The organism is Sphingobium agrisoli (assembly GCF_041877245.1).
GTDB lineage: Bacteria > Pseudomonadota > Alphaproteobacteria > Sphingomonadales > Sphingomonadaceae > Sphingobium.
The window spans coordinates 520,194-538,695 of the sequence record NZ_JBHDJI010000001.1; the positions used below are offsets into that span (position 1 = coordinate 520,194).

The window sequence follows — 18,502 nt, forward strand, 5'->3', positions numbered from 1 at the left end:
AAAACCAAATAGGTTACATGAACGAGGCAGGGATGATCACCCGCATCCGCGAGGTCCGCAAGGCGAAGGGTCTGACGTTGGAACAGGTCGGCGCGCTGTGCGATCCGCCCACCACCGCGCAGACGATCGGCCGGCTGGAAACCGGCACGCGCACCGTATCGGTCAACTGGCTCAACCGCATCGCGCTGGCGCTCGGCGTCACGTCGGCGGAGCTGGTCGCGCTGCCGGGCCAGGCCGACGTTCCGGTCGCCGCCCTCCTCGGCCCCGATGGCGCGCGCGCACCCACCCGCCCGCTCGCCTTCCCCGCGCCGGTCGGGTCCGATGGCATGGTTGGCGTCCATGTCGCCGCCAGCATCGGCGATTACCGCAGCGGCGACGCCATCTGGTGCCGTCGCATCGCCCCGCCCGAATTCGCCTCGGCGCTCAACCGCGACATTCTCTTCCCCCGCCCCGCCGGCCGCTTCCTCTTTGGCCGCCTGATCGGGCGGGAGGGCGACCGGCTTCAGATGCTCCCCCTTGGCGCGGGCGCGCGGCAACTCGTCCTCACCGACCCGCCATGGGCCGCAGTGGCGGTGCAACTCGTCCGCCGCCTCTAGCCAAGCGATTTCGGGCGCTTTAACCCTGCGCTAAAGCCCGCCATGCGAAAAGGGAGACCATGACGCTCAACATCCTCATGCTCTCTACGCTCTTCCCGGACCTCAGCCGCCCCAATTTCGGCGTGTTCGTGGAGCGGCAGGCGCGCGAACTGGCGAGCCGCCCGGAAGCCGCCGTCACCGTCATCGCGCCTGTCGGCCTGCCGCCATGGCCGCTCAGCCTCGCCGGCCGCTACGCCCCCTTGCGCGCGCTCCCCCGCAAGGAGCGCTGGCGCGAACTGACCGTCTATCGCCCGACCTTTCCGATCATCCCGAAATTCGGCGGCCGCACCAACGTCACCACCATGACCCGCGCCATCCTGCCTCTGGTCAAGCGTCTCCACGCGCAAAAACCCTTCGACGTGATCGACGCCAGCTTCTTCTTCCCCGACGGCCCGGTGGCGCAGCGCCTGTCGAAAGCGCTCGGCATCCCCTATTCGGTGAAAGCGCGCGGCGCGGACATCCACCATTGGGGCACGCAGCGCGGCACGCGCAAGCTGGTGCGGCGGGCGGCGGATGGTGCGGCCGGGCTGCTCGCCGTGTCGGACGCGATGCGCCGATCGATGGCGCGCATGGGCATCGACGCCGACAAGACCCGCGTCCATTATACCGGGGTCGATCTCGACACGTTCGAGATCATCGACCGGGAAGAAGCAAAGGCCGCGCTCGGCTTTTCCGGCCCGGTCGTGCTCTGCGTCGGCGCGCTGATCCCACGTAAGGGGCAGGACTTGCTCGTCCGCGCGCTGCCAGACCTGCCCGACGTCACCCTGCTGCTCGCCGGCCAGGGCGCGTATCGCCGCACCCTCGAGCAACTCGCCGAAAAACTGGGCGTCGAACGGCGCATCGGCTTCCTGGGCTCGGTGCCGCACCACAAGCTGCCGCGCATCTTCGCCGCCGCCGATGTGATGGCGCTGCCCTCCGAATCGGAAGGGCTGGCCAACGCCTGGGTCGAATCGCTCGCCTGCGGCACCCCGCTCGTCATCTCGGATGTCGGTGGCGCGCGCGAACTGATGGATCGCCCCGAAGCCGGGCTGATCGTCGATCGCACGCCCGAAGCCATAGCCGAGGGCATCCGCACGATCCTCGCCGCCCCGCCCGATCGCGCCGCCGTGCGCCAGGCGGCGCTGCGCTTCACCTGGGCCGCCAATGGCGACACGCTGCTCGCCCATCTTCAGGGCATCGCCGCCGCTCGCTGACTGACCATCTTGTTCCCCGGCGAAAGCCGGGGCCCAGGGTTCGAGGCGCCGCGCGTGGGGCTCTGGACCCCGGCTTCCGCCGGGGAACAGCAACCTTCAGCCTCAATCGACCCCCACCAACCGCGCCTTTCCGTCCGCCGTCATGAACCGCCCTTCGTCGAACGGCACGTCGCCCCAGCGCCACGGCGTCAGCTCATCATAGGCGGGGTTGGAAATCGGGGCATGGCGCTTGAGGTTCAGCAGCCGCGCGCCGTCATTGCGATAGGCGGTCAGCCGCACATGCTCGCGATACACCTCGGCCGCCCGCTCATAGTGAAAGGCGTCGCCCCACCCCATCGCCTGTGCGACTTTCGTCATCCCCCACCACATGGCACGCGCTTCGCCCGGCAGGTCGAACAGCCGCCGCTGCCGGCTGATCAGCCGGTCCGCGCCCGTCACCGTCCCGTCCTTTTCGCCCCAGACGGGCCCCGGCAGCAGCACGCTCCATCCGTCCGCCGTCTCGTCAGCCCAGGGCGTCGACCGCACCGACAGCGCCACGGCATTGCGCGCGGTCGCCAGCCAGTCCTCGTCCTTTTCGTCCAGATCACCGATGCTCCACAGCGCTTTGACCGCCCCGTCACGCATCGCGTCGAGCAGCGCCTCGCCGCCAAGCCCCGGCGCGTCCGCCATGGCTCGCGCGCCCCAGAAGCGGGCGACATCGCTCAGCGCCTCGATCGAAAAGCCGCGATGCGCCGCCAATTGATCGCTCAAGCATCCAACCTCGCGCGCGCCCATGGCATTGCTCGACGCCGGAACGCCAAAAGGCGCAGCGCCCGCTCGCCCGATCCGCCCTGTCGCGACATGCAGATTGATCACGGCCCCCGCCAGCGCCGCATCGTCATCGGGATAAAGCGTCACCGCCCGATCCCGCCCGATCCACAGTTCGAAGAAGGCCCGCAGTTCCGCCGGATTGACCCCGCACGTTCGCGCCACCGACCAGAGATCATGCCCCGCCCGAAGCCCCGGCAGCACGCCATCGACGTCATGCATATGCGCCGCATTAGCAACGCCGGCTTCCCAGGCGTGGAACAGCACGCCCCCGACCAGCCGAGCCGCGCTCCCCTCGCGAACCGCCAAACAACTGTCCAGCTCGCTGTACAACTCGCCCGCCGATCCGAGCGAGACGACCGTCGCCCCCGCCTCGCGCGCCGCCGCCACCCGGTCCATCAACACCGGATGCCGCGCGACAATCCGCGGGTCGGCCAGCAGGATGATTTCCGCCCGGTCGATATCCTCGAATGCGCCCGGCATCACATCCTCGCCGAACGCCGCCCGCTGCACCGCCGCCCCCGCGCCGATCCCCGGCGCATGGATATGGGCGGACCCCAAAAAGCCCTTCATCAGCTTGTTGGCGACATAATAATCCTCGGTCAGCAGCCCACCGCCGACATGCAGCGCCACCGATCCCGGCCCGTCCCGCGCCAGCACGCCCTTCAGCCGCTGCGCCACCTGCGCCGCAGCCCGGTCCCAGCTTGAATTCCGCCCCTGCACCATCGGCCGCAACAGCCGGCCGTCCAGCGTCGCCTCCCGCTCCAGCCGCTTGACGCGCGGGCACAGCAGCCCGCCATTGGCCGGATGGGTATGGTCCCCGCTGATCGACAGCGCCCGCCCCTCGCCGGTCGTGGCGCGAATCCCGCAGCCGATGCTGCACTGGCCGCACAGGCTCCGCACCACCGCCATGTCAGCGCATCCGGAAGGGATGTAGCATCATGCGCTCCCCCTAGCCCAGCCCGCCCCCCTTGCGAAGGCCCGCCGGGCGCGTAAGACAAAGGCCATGCTCCAGCGCCTCATTGCGATCCTCGCCCTGTTCGCCTCGCCTGCCATGGCGGCAGAGAAGAAGGCGCCGGTCGTCCTCGCCGCCGCCAGCCTTCAGGAGGCGATGACCGCAGCGGCCGATGCCTGGGCCGCGCGCCGCCATCCGCGCCCGGTCCTGTCCTTCGCCGCCTCCTCCGCCCTCGCGCGGCAGGTCAAGGCCGGCGCGCCCGCCGACCTGTTCGTCTCCGCCGACGAGGACTGGATGGACGATGTCGTAAAGGCCGGGCGAATCGCCCCCGGCACCCGCGCGACGCTGGCCGGCAACCGGCTGGTGCTCGTCACCCCCAAGGCAAAACCTGTCCGGCTCCGCATTGCCCGCGCCATGCCGATCGCCCGCGCGCTCGGCGATGGCCGACTCGCCATGGCCGATCCCGATGCTGTGCCGGCCGGCAAATATGGGAAGGCGGCGCTGACCGCGCTCGGCGTCTGGGGCCAGGTGGCCGGCCGGGTGGTGCGGGCCGACAATGTGCGTGGTGCGCTGGCGCTGGTCGAGCGCGGCGAAGTGCCGCTCGGCATCGTCTATGCGACCGACGCTCGCGCCAGCGGCAGCGTCACCGTCGTCGGGGCCTTCCCGCCGAACAGCCATCCGCCGATCCGCTATCCGATCGCCCGCATCGCCGGCAGCCGCTCGGCCGATGCGGAGGGCTTCCGCCGCTTCCTGTTGTCCGGCGCGGGCAAGGCGATCCTCGCCCGCTACGGTTTCAGCCCGCGCTAAGTTTTCTCACCGTTCCATTCGTCCTGAGTAGCCATTGAGCGAAGTCGAAATGGCGTATCGAAGGACAGTTGCTTCGATACTTGAGCAGGTGAACCATTCCCCGGATGGTTCAGGATCGTCCGGGGGACGATCCGACCTGCTCAACTTCGACAAGCCCAGCCTCTACTCAGCACGAACGGGTCTGGCGTGATCTGCTGTTCGGCCGGTTACTTCTGGCACGCCACGATCGCCGCGATCACCGCCAGCGTTTCCTGCGGATCGCGCACCCGCACCGTGTCCAGCCCCAATTCCTTGGCCGGATAGTCGTTGCCGCCGGGGAAGATCGCGTCGCCGATGAACATCATCGCGTCGAGCGCGATGCCGCTCGCGTCGCGCAGCTTCTTGAGGCCATAGGCCTTGTCCACGCCCTCCCGCGTGATGTCGATGGAGGTCGCCCCGCCCATATTGATCGACAGGCCCGGCAGCCGCTGGCGCAGGTCCGCCTGGATGATCTTGCGCTTGGCGAAATCGGGATCCCACCCTTCCTTCGCATGGATCGGCGCCTGCTGACCGAGCGCCGAGAAAGTGATCTGGCTGCCCCGATCCTCGATCCGCTCGCCCCACGTCTGCTCTGGCACGAAGCCGGTCGCCTCCAGCGATTCGTCGAAGGCCTTCAGGATCGCCGCCTTCTGCGCGTCGTCGAACAGTTCGGCGAACACCGGCGACCAGGCGCCATCCTTGAAGGTATAGAGCTTGGTGCCCGTCGTCGGCATCAGCCACAGCCGCGAGCGGTCGGCGCGTTCGGGCAGGCGACTCGCCACCTGTTTTTCGAACTGCGGCCAGTCCCCGCCGGAAATCACCGAAACATGGGCGACGGTCAGCAGGTCGGCCAACGCTTCGCCCATCGGCTCGCCCAACGGCTGCTTGCTTTCGGCCAAAGTGCCGTCCAGGTCGAACGCAACAAGTTCCTTCATTCCATTAGGCTCCGGTAAGGGGGATTTCCGATGCGACCCGGCTTGTCCGCTTTAGGCGCGATGCGGCCTTCTCTACAATCCGTTTGCGCGGCGTTTGTCAAACTGCTTCCCTGTACGCCATGCCGGGCGCGGCCGCGCTCGCTTAGAAAGATGGTTTGACGATCGCGTGACATGGGGCCTCACCGCCGATGAATGGATCATCATCGGCCTATCCTTGAAGATCGGGCTGGCGGCAATGGCGGCAATGCTGCCCGTCGCCTTCGCGCTGGCCTGGCTGCTGGCGCGCGGGCACTTTCCCGGCAAGCTGCTGCTGGACACGCTGGTCCACCTGCCGCTCGTCGTGCCCCCGGTCGTCACCGGCTGGCTGCTGCTCATCCTGTTCGGGACACAAGGGCCGGTCGGACAATGGCTGGCCGACTGGTTCGGCATCACTTTGCTGTTCCGCTGGACCGGCGCGGCGCTCGCCTCCGCGATCATGGCCTTGCCGCTGATGGTGCGCGCGATGCGCCTCTCGATCGCCGCGATCGACCGCCGGCTGGAGCAGGCGGCGCAGACGCTGGGTGCGTCGCCCGCCCGCATCTTCCTCACCATCTCCCTGCCGCTCGCCTTGCCGGGCATCTTTGCGGGCGCGATGTTGGGCTTCGCCCGGTCGATCGGCGAGTTCGGGGCGACCATCACCTTCGTCTCCGACATACCGGGCGAAACCCGCACCCTGCCGATCGCCATCCATTCGGCGCTGCAACTGCCGGGCGGCGAGCCGATGGTGCTGCGCCTTGCTCTCTTGTCGATCGCCCTGTCCTTTGCCGCGCTGCTGCTTTCCGAGCTGCTTGCGCGCCGCGCCCAGCCGGCGGAGCGCGCCGATGGCCTTTGACATCGACCTGCGGCTGACGCGCGGCGCGCGCACGATCGGCTGCACCGTCAGATCGGACAGCGGCATCATCGCCCTGTTCGGCCCCTCGGGCGTCGGCAAGACGTCCACGCTGCACATGCTCGCAGGCCTGCTTCGCCCTGACCGCGGTCATATCCACATCGGCGGCGAAACGCTTTTCGACAGCGCGGCCGGCATCGACCTGCCCTCCGCGCGCCGCCGCTGCGGCTACGTGTTTCAGGAACCGCGCCTCTTCCCACACATGAAAGTCCGGGCCAACCTGCGCTATGGTCGCCCCGCGTCCGACCGCGCCGGCGGCGTCCATGGTCTTGGTCAGGAGGCGCTTATCGACCTGCTCGGCATCGCGGCCCTGCTCCACCGCTGGCCGGCGTCGCTTTCGGGCGGCGAGGCGCAGCGGGTCGCGATCGGCCGCGCCTTATTGTCCGATCCCCGCTTCCTGCTGCTGGACGAGCCCGTCTCCTCGATCGACGACGCGCGGCGGCAGGAGATATTGGCGATGATCGCCCGCCTCCATGCGCTGACCGCGATTCCCATCGTCTATGTCAGTCACGACCGGCGCGAACTGGACTATCTAGGCGGCGAGGTGATTGCGCTCGCCTGAGGGGTCAGACCGTGGCGACCAGCACGTCGGCGGCGGTGTCAACCGTCACCGCCGCTTCGCCTTCCATCAGCCAGCATTGATGCGCCTCCCATGGCGCGCCATCGATCGTGCCCGCGCCGCTCAGCGGTATGAACCAGCCCTGTGACGCCTTCAGCGTCTCGCCCTGCCCCGCATCCCAATGCCGCATGTCGAGCGCGAAAGGCGCTTCGCCCCGTTTCAGCATCACCGCGTCACCGCCGGTCGGGATCATCCGCTCCGCCATCGGATAGGGCCGCGCCTGCGACACCGCGACGCCCGCGTCCAGATGCAGCTCGCGCGGACGGCCATAGTCGAACAGCCGGTACGTCACATCATTGTTGATCTGCACCTCGACCAAAGTCACGCCCGCCCCGATCGCATGGACCGTGCCTGCTGGGATGTAGAAGAAACTACCGGGCTGCACCGGCTTCCAGTCCATCAGCGCTTCGAGCGATCCGTCGAGCGCCGACGCCCGCAGCGCCTCCCCGTCCAGCGCGCGCGTCGTGCCGATCCCCAAAGTCGCACTGGGCTCGGCATCCAATATATACCAGCATTCATTCTTGCCGCCCGGCAACCCAACGGCATGTGCCTGCTCGTCGGTGGGATGCACCTGGATCGACAGCTTCTCGCTGGTGAAGATATATTTGACCAGCAGCGGCGGCCGCCGCCCCTCCGGCCCGTCGAACCAGATCTCGCCGACCTGTTCGCTCGCGGGGTTCGGGAAAGCACCGATGTCGGTGCGCCCCCAGGGCTTCACCACCTGCTTGGTATCGAGCCGCACTGCGTTCATGGCCGGTCCCCCCTCATCAGGCGGTCAGCGCCGCGCCACCGCCAGCAGGCTCGCGGTTGAAGGCCAGTTGCGCCAAGCCGCCAATGCTCATCGCCTCGATGAAATTGGCTCGCGCGATCAGATCATCGGCATGGCAGAAATAGAAACCGCCCACGCCGATCGCGATCGTGCGCGTATCCTTGCCGTCGGTGATCTTGCCAAGGTCGGCCGGATTGACGCTGCGGAAGCGGATATGAAAGCCCTCGGCCGGCGCGATGTCGGGAATGTCGAGTGCTACCCACTGAAACTCGCCAGCAGCCAAAGTCCCTTCGACGAACAGCCCCGCCGCCGGCGCGGAGATTTCATAGCGGGTCGGTTCGCCCGGCGGCGAATGAAGACGCACGAAACCACGCACCGGCCCCTTCTGGTCGACAAAGCGCAGCGCAATGTCGCCCCCTTCCCCTTTGGTCCAGCAGCCCCATGGCTCCATCCACCACCAGCCTGTGCCGCTGCGGTAGATTTCCGCCGATCCCGATCCGCGCCAGATGCGCTGCGCGACGCTACGGCCGATCGGATAATAAGCGCCGAACCGCACAGGCGCGATCCGTTCCGCCATCTCACCGTCTTCATTCGGCGTCGGCGCAGGCGTGCGTTTGACGAAACTCTCGATCTCGCGGCCGATCTGGTCGGCGATATCCTGCCATTTGCGCGGGCGGAACTCGGCCCTGATCTTCCCCTCCAGCCGCGCGCGTTCGGCATCGTCGAACATCAGCATCTCGGCTTTGTCGGTCAATTGGGCGATGGAGCCGGATTCATAATAGACGCCGAACGGCCCGCCCGCCTCGGGGAGCGAAGAATTGTCGGGCAGCAGCGGCACCTTGCCGTAACAAAGCGATTCGGTGACCGGCAGGCCCCAGCCCTCATAATGGCTGGGATAAAGGGTGAAACGGCATGTGCTGTAAAGCAGCCCCAATTCCTCGTCGGACAGGCCCGACAGGATGATGACGCGGGAGCGCAAATGCGGCGACGCCTCGATCTGGGCATAGACGGCATCGTCCAGCCAGCCGCGCTTGCCCACGCACACCAGCTTGGGCACGCGACCGATGCCATGCTTTTCGATGAGCGCCAGCCATGCCTCGAAGGCGGCGGCGTGGTTCTTCCGCACCTCGATGGTCGATACCATCAGCGCGAAATCATTGGGCGCAAGCTGCCACTCGCGCAGCTTGCGGACCGGAGCGAGCTTCTGGTCGGGATCGCGGAACTGCGCGTCGAGCGGGATGACCGCCACATTCTCCGGGTCCATCTCATGCCCCAATATGCCCGCGACCTTCACCAGGTCGCGCTTGGTGGCATTGCTGTTGACCAGGAAGAAATCGGCATGGTGGAACACGCCCAAAACCCACTCGATGAATTCCTGCGTCAATTCCTTCACGCAATACTGCGGCGTGATGATCGGGATGAGGTCATGCACGAACGGGATGTATCGAACCCCGTGGGCGCGCTTGGCTTCGCGCACGAACAGGAAATAGTCGCGAAGCCACCAGCTTGTGCCCAGGTTGACCAGGAAAGCGCCGGTCTGGAACTTCAACGGCGGCGCAAGGCTGATATCGACCTTCAGCTCGGTATAGGCGTCAAGCCATTCCGGGTCGGTCCGGTCGCCGCTTTCCAGCGCCAGCCGGCACAGCGTCATGAACCCCTCGGTCGACACCTCGGTCCAGCTATTGTCCTGATCGGAAAAGCAGCTGACCTTGACGGTGCCGGCCGGCCGGTTGCGAATGGAATCGGTGATCGTCGCGATCTGCACCCGCTGGATGCCGGTCGGAAGCCGATTATGCGCGAAATATTCGATCAGGTCGGACGCATCGAATACCAGCTCATTGCCATCCCAGTCGGCCAGCGATGGCCCGGCGGACGCCAGCCTTTCCCGCGCCGCCTGTAGGGCCTCGACCTGCTCTTCCCCAAGATCGAGTGCGCGCGCCCGCGCGAGCAGCGCATCGATCGCGCCGATGTCACTGTCCGCCGACCGCGGCGCGCGTGAAGACTTGCGTTCGCCTTGCACGATGCCGGCCAGCGCTTGTCTTTCCATCCTGGTTCTCCGTTCGAGCCCGTTCAATAGTTCGGTCAGTGCGTCGGCATTGCTGGGATTGGCGCGATAGGCCCGCATGAAATGCCGCAATGCCTCGCCCTGGTTGTTCTGCAATCGCGCCACCCGGCCCTGTTCGATCGCGCCTTCGCCCGCAGGATCGAGCGCCTCCGCCTTGGCATAGGCATCGAGCGCCAGATCATATTGTTCCAGCTGCTTGTGCATGTGCCCCAGCTGGATCCAGATATGCGCCAGATGCGGCGCCTCTGCCACCGCATCGCCGAAATGGCGAGCGGCATCCTCCCATCGCTTGGCGCTGCGGGCGGCATTGCCCTTTGAGATCAGCCCATGGACCGTCGCCGACACCGGCACGCCGGCGGACTTGTACAGCCCCCGCGCACGCCTGAACTTGGCGATCAGCTTGCGGACGGCTGGCGGAGCCTTCTTGCCGGTCTTCTCACTCACGCGCTCTGTTCCCCCGCGCACGGCTCAGGCGCTATGCTCGCGGACGCCGGCAAGAAGCAGCCAGCCGATGCCATAGGCGACTGCAAGCGACAGGAACACTGTGAAGATCGACTTAATCGCCTTCGGATAGGTCGCCTTTTGCGGCATGTTCGGCTCGACCAGGCGCACCACGAACAATTGCTGACGCGTCGCCTGCTCACGGGCGGATTCCAGAGCGGCGGCGGCAGCGGCATAGCGCTTCGACTCAAACTCGCGCCGAAGCTCCAGATCCTGGTAATTGCCGAGGCGCGCCGCGATCGACCGGCTGTTGCCCACCAGGAAGCCTTCCTGCGAACTGAGCTGGCCGTTGATCGCCTCGGCGCGGCTTTGCAACGCCTTATATTGCGGGTTGTTGCTGCCAATCTGCGCCGCGATCGCCTCCATCTCGGCGCGCGCCATCGCTTCCTCTTTGCGCAACTCGGTGACGAGCTTCAACTGCGCCTCCGCGCTTCCCTGCGGATCGACATCCCCCTGGCCGCGTCGGAAGGTGGCAAGCGCCGCCTGCGACGCCTGAAGACCTTTTTCCGCGTCCGCGAGCTGTCGGCGCGCCAGCGTCTGCATCGACTCGTAGGACCGCAGATTGAGCGCATTCACGCGCTCCTCGCCGAGCGCGAGCATGGCATTGATGATGGCATAAGAGTCTGCCGGACGGAACGCGCGCACCCGCACATTGATGATGCCGGTTTCGGAATCGAGATCGATGTTCGAACGACTCTTGAAATATTTCAGCAAATCCTCGTCGGTCGGATCGGCCTTCTGCAAGCGGCTGATGAAATCAGCCTCGGGACGCCGGTAACGCTCGACCAACTGCGTGTTGCGACGCAGCGACGCAACGACGTCATGTGACCGCATATAATCGCCCAGGGTGGAAGCCTCACGCGAGGAATCGCTGGTGCCGAAGGATTTGAGCACCGCGTCCAGACCGCTGCTCGCTTCCTTTCCACCGCCGTTCGATCGAACCACGAGATGCGCTTCGGATTCATATTGGTCCGCAGCGAACAGCCCAAAATAAAGCGCGACGAGCAAGGTTGGCAGGAAGACAATCGCCAGAAAATAGCGCACGCGCCAAAGGTAGCGCTTCACATATTCGCCGACGGATCGCCTACCATCCTCTTGGACATCTCCGGTCAACAACCTTGGGTCAGGTTCGGCGCCCACGCGGCCAAAGTCGGTGAGTTTATTCATTTTAGTTCAACCTTCCGCCGCACGAGCTTGATCGCCAACAAGCCGACAAGTGTCAGTACCATGGATACCGAACAGACATAGAGAGGGTAAAAATGCTCGTCAGATGCAGGTTCAAACCAACCATAACGCATCTCCTCGAACACCGAGGCCATCGGCCAATAAGCGATAAGACCATGGAATTTGTCAGGAAACCATTCGACCATGAAGAAGGCGCCCGACAAGGGCATGAGGATGTAGCTGATCGGATGGACAAATTTCTCGATGGTCGTGTTTTCGTAGCAGGCGGCGCACACAATCATGGAAAGAGCCAAGGAGAACCAGAAATATTGCAGGAAGCCGGTTACAAAGTAGAGTGGGCGGGCTGGCCAATCCGCCATCTCGACCATGATGCACAGACCCTGGAGGATTATGAAGGCCATCAACGAAGCAGCCGCCTCCAGCAAAGCGCGCGCCAGCAATATATCGAAGACAGTAACCATCCTATGGTACATCAACGCGAGATTGGCTTCGATCGCCTTGTCGGATCGATTCCAAATGCCGCGAAACATGATGAAGATCGTGTAGCCGAGGATGATGAAAGCCACGACGCTGATGCCCTTGCCATAATGGCGCTCGTGCGAAAACAGCTTCAGCGATACGACCATCACGGCGAGCAGCATGGGCTCCAGGAACAGCCACACATAACCAAGGCCACGCCTGCCGTAGCGTGTGTGCAGCTCGCGCATCAGAAGCGCGCCGACCACGCTGCCCTGAACACGCAGGCCTTCCAATATGCCGACGGCGCTCGGCAGCCTTTTGACAAAAACGTCGCTCATTTGCTCATTGCCTCCGCATCAGCGGACACCCCATGCCATCATGCCGCAGCGCAGTCGCTTGCACAATGGTCGAGCGGATGGACCGGTCATGCGCGCGCGCCGCGCTGCTTGAGATGATCGACGATCTTCTTCACATCCTGCGACCGATCGCGCGGCGCGACCAATATACCCTCGGCCGTCGATACGATCACGCAGTCGCGTATGCCGAGCGCCGCCACCGGCGGCCCGTCGCTGACATAGATGAGGTTGCCGTCGCCATCGATCACGAAACCGTCCCCACGCACGCCGTTCGCCCGCGCGTCCTGCTCGCAGATCGTCCAGAGCGCGTCCCACGACCCGACGTCTGACCAGCCCATGTCGACCGGCACGACCGCGACATTGGTCGCCTTCTCCATCACCGCATGGTCGATCGATATATCCGGGCCGGCCATGAAGGCTTCGGCATCGGGTCGCACGATCGGCCCGTCGGCCCCGGCTTTATCCATCGCCGCACCGCTTGCCGCCGCCACGTCCGGCGCATGGTCGCGCAGCGCCGTTAGATAATCGCCTGCGGAAAAGAGGAACATGCCGCCGTTCCAGTAATGCTGACCGCCTTCAAAATAGGCGGTGGCGGTTTCGAGCGGCGGCTTTTCGCGAAAGCTCACCACATCATGCACATCGGCGACTTCGGCGAGCGCATCACCGCGCTCGATATAGCCATAGCCGGTTTCAGGATGTGTCGGCTGGATGCCGAAGGTCACGAGCCGCCCACCCTGCGCTGCCCTCGCCGCCGCCTCGATCGCGCGATAGAGGCTTGGTCGATCGTTGATGACATGGTCGGACGGCATCACCATCATCAGTGCGTCGGGATCGTTCGCCGCGACCCAATGTGCCGCGATCGCGACGGCCGCAGCGGTGTTGCGCGCGGCGGGTTCCAACAGAATGGCGGCGGGCTCCACGCCTATGCCCGCAAGTGCTTGCGTCACCAGATGGCCCTGACTTTCCCCGGACACGATGATCGGCGCGGCGAACTCGGGCCGTTCCACCACGCGCAGGATGGTCTCCTGGATCATCGAGTTGTCGGTCACGACCGGCACGAACTGCTTGGGCTTGTGCGGCTGGGACAGCGGCCAGAGGCGCGTGCCGGACCCGCCCGAAAGAATGACTGGATAAATGCGGATCTTATGGTCGCTCATATATTTCCCTGGATAGACGGTCTGCCGACACTGATTTTCCGCCCAGCGGTCGCCCCGTTTGGCATGGATGTCACGCCCGCCGGCCCTATCCCTTTACGTCAGCGCGTCACCGCCCGCGCCTGAATGAAGGGCGAGGTCAGCAAGTTGAAGATTTCCACCACCTTGCGCGTCTGGTTCGCCCGCGCATTGGCGACATAGATCACATCCTTGTCGTGCATCATGAAACGCTGCGAGAGGAAATAGCTCGACGGCCGGGTCATATCGAGCCGATAGACGGACGGCCGTTCCGCGTTCGGCGCGGTCGGATCCTGCTGATAGCGGAAGATGAAGACATTGGCGGGATCGGCCTGCTGCGCGTCCGGCCCGCCGGCGCGGGCAACCGCGTCGCTCAGCGACAGCCGCGCCTTCTCGAACTTGATTTCGGAGACCTTCCCCGCCGCGCCGAACACGGTGTAGCTGCGGTCGTGCTGGAGGATCTCGATCCGGTCGCCGCCCAGCAGTTGAAGATCGGCGGCCGATCCCGGCACCAACTGCGCCAGATAGGTTTCGCTCGTCACGCCGCCGCGGGTAAAGCGCAGGATGGCCGTGGCCTGAGTCGCCGGCTCCTTGATGCCGCCCGCCGCAGCCACCGCATCCAGTATCCGCTCGCGCGCCAGCGACAGGCGCTGCCGTCCGGGATCGGACACCAGCCCGCCTACCGTCACGGTATTGGTCACATTTTCGTTAACGGTCACCAGCGCCTGGGGCGCCTGCGACTTACCCCGCAGACCGGCGATGATGGCGCGGCGGACATCTTCGGTGGTTCGTCCGGCGGCGGCAATGCGGCCGATATAGGGCAAGGTGATATAGCCGGCCTCGTCGACCGTCACGCCCTGCATCGCCTGATCCTTTACACCGACGCTGCTGGACTGGCCGCTGCCGCCACTACCGCCGATAGTCGACGCACTGCCGAAGAGCGAAACGCCAACCTCGTAGATGTTGACCGACAACACGTCGCCCGGCCCCAGAAGATCGACCCGCCCCGGCCGCGCGAGTTGCTCAAGCCCGGACGTGGCCGACAATTCGGCAAGCTCGGGCGCTGGCAGCGTGTCGCTCGACACATCAATGATGCTGAAGCCGATCTTGTCGGCTTCCGCCTTCTCGCTCTTGAACAATTGCCCGGCCGAAGGGCCGCTGCTCGGAACGCTCGAACAGGCTGTGACCGAAAGCGCCAGAATGGACGCTGCGCCGCAGCGCAACAGCCTGCTTCGCGCTGCCGCGCCTGCCCGATCCATCGCGCCCATCATATTTCTGACCTTCGCCTTTTGCATTTTCACCCGAGCGTTTTTCCGTAGAATTCCGCTAGCCGCCGCTCGAACTGCGCGCCGGAAAAGCGCTCCGATCGCGCGAGACCTAATGCACTCAGCCGGTTCCGCAAAGCGGAATTTCCATCGAGCGTCCGGATCGCTTCCGCCATCGCATCTACATCATAGGGATCGACATGGACCGCCGCTTCGCCGGTCACTTCCGGCAGCGAACTGACGTTCGAGGTCAGAACCGGCGTGCCCAGGCTCATCGCCTCCAGAACCGGCAGGCCGAAGCCCTCGTAAAGCGATGGGAAGAGCATGGCGCGCGCGCCCCGCACGAGCCGCAGCAACTGGGCGCGCGGCAGATAGTCGATGCGACGGATGCGGGCCGCGCCCTTGAGCTGCGTGCCGTTGCCGCCGCTCAGTAGCCGCAATTCCGGCTCCGCGCGCCAGCCTTCCCGGCCGACCAGGATCAGAGGCGTTTCAACTCCCGACTGGAGATAGGCTTCGATCAGCCGCCCGACATTCTTCTTGGGCTCGATCGCGCCGGCGAAAAGCAAATATCCCTTCAGGTCGAGGTCGAACAGCCGCGAAAGCCAGAGCCGCAAATCCTCGTCCGCATCCATCACCGGCCGGCTGCCGAGATCGGCGGCCTGATAGAGATTGACGATGCGTTCTTCGGGCAGTCCGAACATGTCGATCATGTCACGACGCGACGCTTCGGACACGGTGCACACACCCGCCGCGTGGTCGAATATCCACTGGAGCAGGCTCTTGTAATAGCTTTTGTCCTCCAGACTGGCATAGGGCATCACCAGCGGCACGATATCGTGCAGCGTATAGATGTTCCGTGCGCCGACCAGTTCTACCGGCACAGGATAGGTCCAGTGCATGATCGCCGGCGGATTGGGCAAGGCTATCCGCATCGGGCGGCCATAGCGGCGGAAATGGCGGATCGACCCCTCGAACAGCCCGGACCGTGAAAACAGCCGAGCCGCCTGCGGCACCCGTTCGGCCATGTCGGCCTTTATCACCTTGCCGCTCACCGGAATTTCCACCGGGCGGCGCACCGTGGGCATCATCGTCGCGCGGATGACGCGGCGCTTGAGCGTCATCTTGAGCTTTTGGCCCATCTCGCCCATGCGCGAATAGAAGAGCGTTTCGCGCATATGCGCCGGCGTGTCGGCGCGCATGGTTATGCCATAAATCAGGTCAATCTCGCCGCCGAGCGCGGTGATGGCGCGGCACAGGGCGCGGCCATAGCTTGCAACCCCCGTGCCTGTCGGCAGCGCGAGATTATAGCCGTCCACCCCGATCCGCAACGTCATGCCTGTCCCGCCCTGCCTATCGCAGTCCGGCCCCGACATCGCTGTAGATACGGTGCAGCCGCGCATAATAGTGAGGGGACTGATAGGCCACAGCCTTCGCCGCGCCAAGCCTCGCCAGCCGCTCGCACAGCCCGTCATCGACATCCAACGCCCCGATGCCACGGCTGATCGCATTTTCATCGAACGGATCGACGAACAGCGCCGCATCGCCCGCCACTTCCCGCAGCGCGGGCAGATCGGACGCCATCACCGGCGTGCCCAGCGCCATCGCCTCGGCGACGGGAAGACCGAACCCTTCGGCCAGGGACGGGAACAGCAATGCCCGCGCCTCGCGCATCAACGCCGTCAGCGCCTCCCGCGACTGCAGCGCGGTGAAGGTGATGCCATTCCCTTCGCCAATCGCGCCGCGCACCTCGTCCGACCGCCAGCCATCTTGGCCAACGATCAGCAAGGGCCGACGGCTGCCGCTGCGGCGATAGGCGTTCGCCAGCCGCACGAGGTTTTTGCGCGGTTCGATCGATCCACAAAACAGAAAATGCCCCTCCCGCCGTGGCGTGAGCGAGGGGGTGCCCGCGTCGAGATCGACCGCCTGATGGCATGTCGTAACATGATCGGGGCTGCACCCGAACCGCGCGATCACCTCATCGCGCACCACATCGCTCACCGTGACGATCCGGTCGGCCCGCGGCATGATCTGACGGAGCAGACGCGCCATACGGCTCGCCTTGACCGGAGACAGGTCGGGCCGTTCCATCGGGATCAGGTCGTGCACGGTGTAGATGTTCCGCCACCCCTCCATGTAGAGCGGCAGCGGATAGGTCCAATGCATGACGCCGGGTTCGCCGGGGCAGCGCAGCGGCAGCAGCCGCCCGCGAAACTTGAAATGGAGATAGGCCTCCCGATAGAGGTCGCGCCCCAGCAGGCGACCGGCAAAGGCGTCTCCGGGAAAGATCAGCGGCGCCACGGGCCGTGCGCCAGCCAGCGCCGCTCTGGCATAGCGCGCCAGCCTGCCGGCGACATGGGTTGCGCCCGAAGGCGGCAAGCTGGCGTCCAGCCGCAGCGGCGGCGTGCCATGGCGAGCCAGCGCCTGCGCCAGCCGTGCCGCATAATGGCCGACCCCGGTGAAATTCGCGTCGAGCAGACGGCCGTCGACACAGACCGGAAAGGGAAACGGTTTGCCAGCGCCAGCCGCGTCAGGATGCACCGCGTATGACCGATCCGGATCGCTTTGCGACATTGCGTCTGTCATGCACCGATGCTCATCTTGCCCAACGCCTAGGCCCGGAAAGGGCGTTTGTCACGACCGGCAAAGCTGATGATCGGGCCAATTCGTTCCATGTTGCATAGCAACAAAAGCCGAAATCCGCAGTCCTTTTAAATGGATTGCGGCATGAATCGAACTACTTTATGCCCTCCCGACTGGCTCGCGCCGAAAAAACAGACAATAGTTGAAAGCGATAATGCCCGATAAGCCCGAGACGGACCGCCTCCTTCGCATGAACCGCACGCGTCTGCGCGTGCCCCTGTCCTGGGTCGCGACGACCCCCGAACAACCCTATACCAATTTCGGTGACGGGCTGAGCGCGGTTATGGTCAGTTCACTTGCCGGCATGCCCGTCGTCCGCGCCAATTTCGACGAGGACAGCGAGCGTGTCGTGGCGGTCGGCACCATCGGCCATGGGCAGAAGAACGGCATATTGCACTTCTGGGGCACGGGCGTGGACGCACTCCGCAATCCGGTTACGGGCGACGCGCCTTATTTCAAACCGCCCAATACCGAATTCAACGTCTATGCGACGCGCGGCCCCCGAAGCGCGGCGACCTTCCGCAGCGCGGGAATCGAGGCGCCCGATATTTTCGGTGATCCAGTGTGGCTGCTTCCCCGCATCTGGCCGCTCGACGATGTCGAAAAGACGCATGACCTGGGCGTCATCCTGCACATTTCGGAACTGACCGAGCAGCGACCCGGCGTCAGCTACCGCCCCGATTATGTGCGTTACGACATTCCCGAGGAATGGGCCGGCCGGATCAAGATCATCAACACCTATTGCGAAGCGACGCCCGACGCGATGCGCGCCAAGGTCGCGGAAATATTATCCTGCCGCAGAATCGTCTCGACCAGTCTCCACGGGCTGGTCATCAGCGAAACCTATGGCATTCCCTGCGCATGGTTCGCCACATATGGCGCGGGCGACGGGGAAGGGACGCAACTGGAAATCGATGACCCGGAATCGAAGATCGACCACCGCATCGCCGATTTCTATTCGGGGCTGGGGCGGACGACGATCAATGCCTATTTGCAGAACCGGCTGCTCAAGTCGGACTGGAACAGCATCATCCGCTTCGTCGACCGGCGCTGGCGTCGGGTGGATGGATATGACGGCGATGCTCTGCTCCGCGCTTTCCCGCTCCCCCTCGCCGTCGATCCAACTGCCTCGCGCTGGGACATTGATCCTGCTATCTGGTCCGATATAGATTTCTGATTGCCCGATCTGCCAG

The 18,502-nt window shown here is 65.1% G+C and carries 16 protein-coding genes; 6 read left to right on the forward strand and 10 right to left on the reverse strand.

Annotated features, from left to right (window positions below; translation table 11 throughout):
- Nucleotides 1–32 precede the first annotated feature (32 nt).
- Complete coding sequence (locus ACETPF_RS02475; RefSeq protein WP_373932678.1) at nt 33–596, forward strand: helix-turn-helix domain-containing protein; 564 nt, start codon at nt 33–35, stop codon at nt 594–596.
- A 59-nt stretch (nt 597–655) separates the two neighbouring features.
- A complete protein-coding gene (locus ACETPF_RS02480; RefSeq protein ID WP_373932679.1) occupies nt 656–1,828 on the forward strand; it encodes a glycosyltransferase in 1,173 nt (390 codons plus the stop codon).
- A 102-nt stretch (nt 1,829–1,930) separates the two neighbouring features.
- Here the strand turns inward: ACETPF_RS02480 and ACETPF_RS02485 are convergent, their stop codons facing one another.
- Nucleotides 1,931–3,547 (reverse strand): molybdopterin oxidoreductase family protein, encoded by a 1,617-nt coding sequence (locus tag ACETPF_RS02485; RefSeq protein ID WP_373932680.1) that lies wholly within the window; start codon nt 3,545–3,547, stop codon nt 1,931–1,933.
- Between the two features lie 94 nt (nt 3,548–3,641).
- On the opposite strand from ACETPF_RS02485, the gene modA reads away from it, so the two are divergent.
- Nucleotides 3,642–4,397, forward strand: coding sequence for a molybdate ABC transporter substrate-binding protein (modA, locus tag ACETPF_RS02490; protein ID WP_373932681.1), 756 nt, complete (start codon nt 3,642–3,644; stop codon nt 4,395–4,397).
- Nucleotides 4,398–4,603: 206 nt separating this feature from the next.
- Here the strand turns inward: modA and ACETPF_RS02495 are convergent, their stop codons facing one another.
- A complete protein-coding gene (locus ACETPF_RS02495; protein WP_373932682.1) occupies nt 4,604–5,350 on the reverse strand; it encodes an HAD-IIB family hydrolase in 747 nt (248 codons plus the stop codon).
- 166 nt (nt 5,351–5,516) lie between these two features.
- Between ACETPF_RS02495 and modB the strand changes: the two genes are divergently transcribed.
- Together modB and ACETPF_RS02505 are read left to right on the forward strand one after the other, a co-directional pair.
- On the forward strand, nt 5,517–6,221 hold the full coding sequence (gene modB / locus ACETPF_RS02500) for a molybdate ABC transporter permease subunit (RefSeq protein WP_373932683.1): 705 nt from the start codon (nt 5,517–5,519) through the stop codon (nt 6,219–6,221).
- Complete coding sequence (locus ACETPF_RS02505) at nt 6,211–6,840, forward strand: ATP-binding cassette domain-containing protein (protein ID WP_373932684.1); 630 nt, start codon at nt 6,211–6,213, stop codon at nt 6,838–6,840. The genes modB and ACETPF_RS02505 overlap by 11 nt, the downstream gene beginning before the upstream one ends.
- A gap of 4 nt (nt 6,841–6,844) precedes the next feature.
- On the opposite strand, the gene ACETPF_RS02510 is transcribed toward ACETPF_RS02505, so the two are convergent.
- From ACETPF_RS02510 to ACETPF_RS02545, 8 genes are all read right to left on the reverse strand, one after another.
- Nucleotides 6,845–7,648 carry a class I mannose-6-phosphate isomerase gene (locus ACETPF_RS02510; RefSeq protein WP_373932685.1) on the reverse strand — a complete coding sequence of 268 codons (804 nt, stop codon included), beginning with the start codon at nt 7,646–7,648 and terminating at the stop codon, nt 6,845–6,847.
- A 16-nt stretch (nt 7,649–7,664) separates the two neighbouring features.
- Nucleotides 7,665–10,175: a glycosyltransferase gene (locus tag ACETPF_RS02515; protein ID WP_373932686.1), complete on the reverse strand. Its 2,511-nt coding sequence runs from the start codon at nt 10,173–10,175 to the stop codon at nt 7,665–7,667.
- 24 nt (nt 10,176–10,199) lie between these two features.
- Nucleotides 10,200–11,297 carry a KpsE/RkpR family capsule polysaccharide export protein gene (locus ACETPF_RS02520; RefSeq protein WP_373932687.1) on the reverse strand — a complete coding sequence of 366 codons (1,098 nt, stop codon included), beginning with the start codon at nt 11,295–11,297 and terminating at the stop codon, nt 10,200–10,202.
- A gap of 98 nt (nt 11,298–11,395) precedes the next feature.
- A complete protein-coding gene (locus ACETPF_RS02525; protein ID WP_373932688.1) occupies nt 11,396–12,214 on the reverse strand; it encodes an ABC transporter permease in 819 nt (272 codons plus the stop codon).
- A gap of 86 nt (nt 12,215–12,300) precedes the next feature.
- A complete protein-coding gene (locus tag ACETPF_RS02530; protein ID WP_373932689.1) occupies nt 12,301–13,389 on the reverse strand; it encodes a mannose-1-phosphate guanylyltransferase/mannose-6-phosphate isomerase in 1,089 nt (362 codons plus the stop codon).
- Nucleotides 13,390–13,487: 98 nt separating this feature from the next.
- Nucleotides 13,488–14,663, reverse strand: a complete 1,176-nt coding sequence (locus ACETPF_RS02535; RefSeq protein ID WP_373932690.1) for a polysaccharide biosynthesis/export family protein — start codon at nt 14,661–14,663, stop codon at nt 13,488–13,490.
- A gap of 38 nt (nt 14,664–14,701) precedes the next feature.
- The gene (locus tag ACETPF_RS02540; RefSeq protein WP_373932691.1) at nt 14,702–16,003 is read right to left on the reverse strand and encodes a glycosyltransferase family 4 protein; all 1,302 of its coding nucleotides are present in this window, start codon (nt 16,001–16,003) and stop codon (nt 14,702–14,704) included.
- Between the two features lie 16 nt (nt 16,004–16,019).
- Nucleotides 16,020–17,252, reverse strand: a complete 1,233-nt coding sequence (locus tag ACETPF_RS02545; protein WP_373932692.1) for a glycosyltransferase family 4 protein — start codon at nt 17,250–17,252, stop codon at nt 16,020–16,022.
- Nucleotides 17,253–17,499: 247 nt separating this feature from the next.
- Between ACETPF_RS02545 and ACETPF_RS02550 the strand changes: the two genes are divergently transcribed.
- Nucleotides 17,500–18,486 carry a polysaccharide pyruvyl transferase family protein gene (locus ACETPF_RS02550; protein WP_373932693.1) on the forward strand — a complete coding sequence of 329 codons (987 nt, stop codon included), beginning with the start codon at nt 17,500–17,502 and terminating at the stop codon, nt 18,484–18,486.
- Nucleotides 18,487–18,502 lie beyond the last annotated feature (16 nt).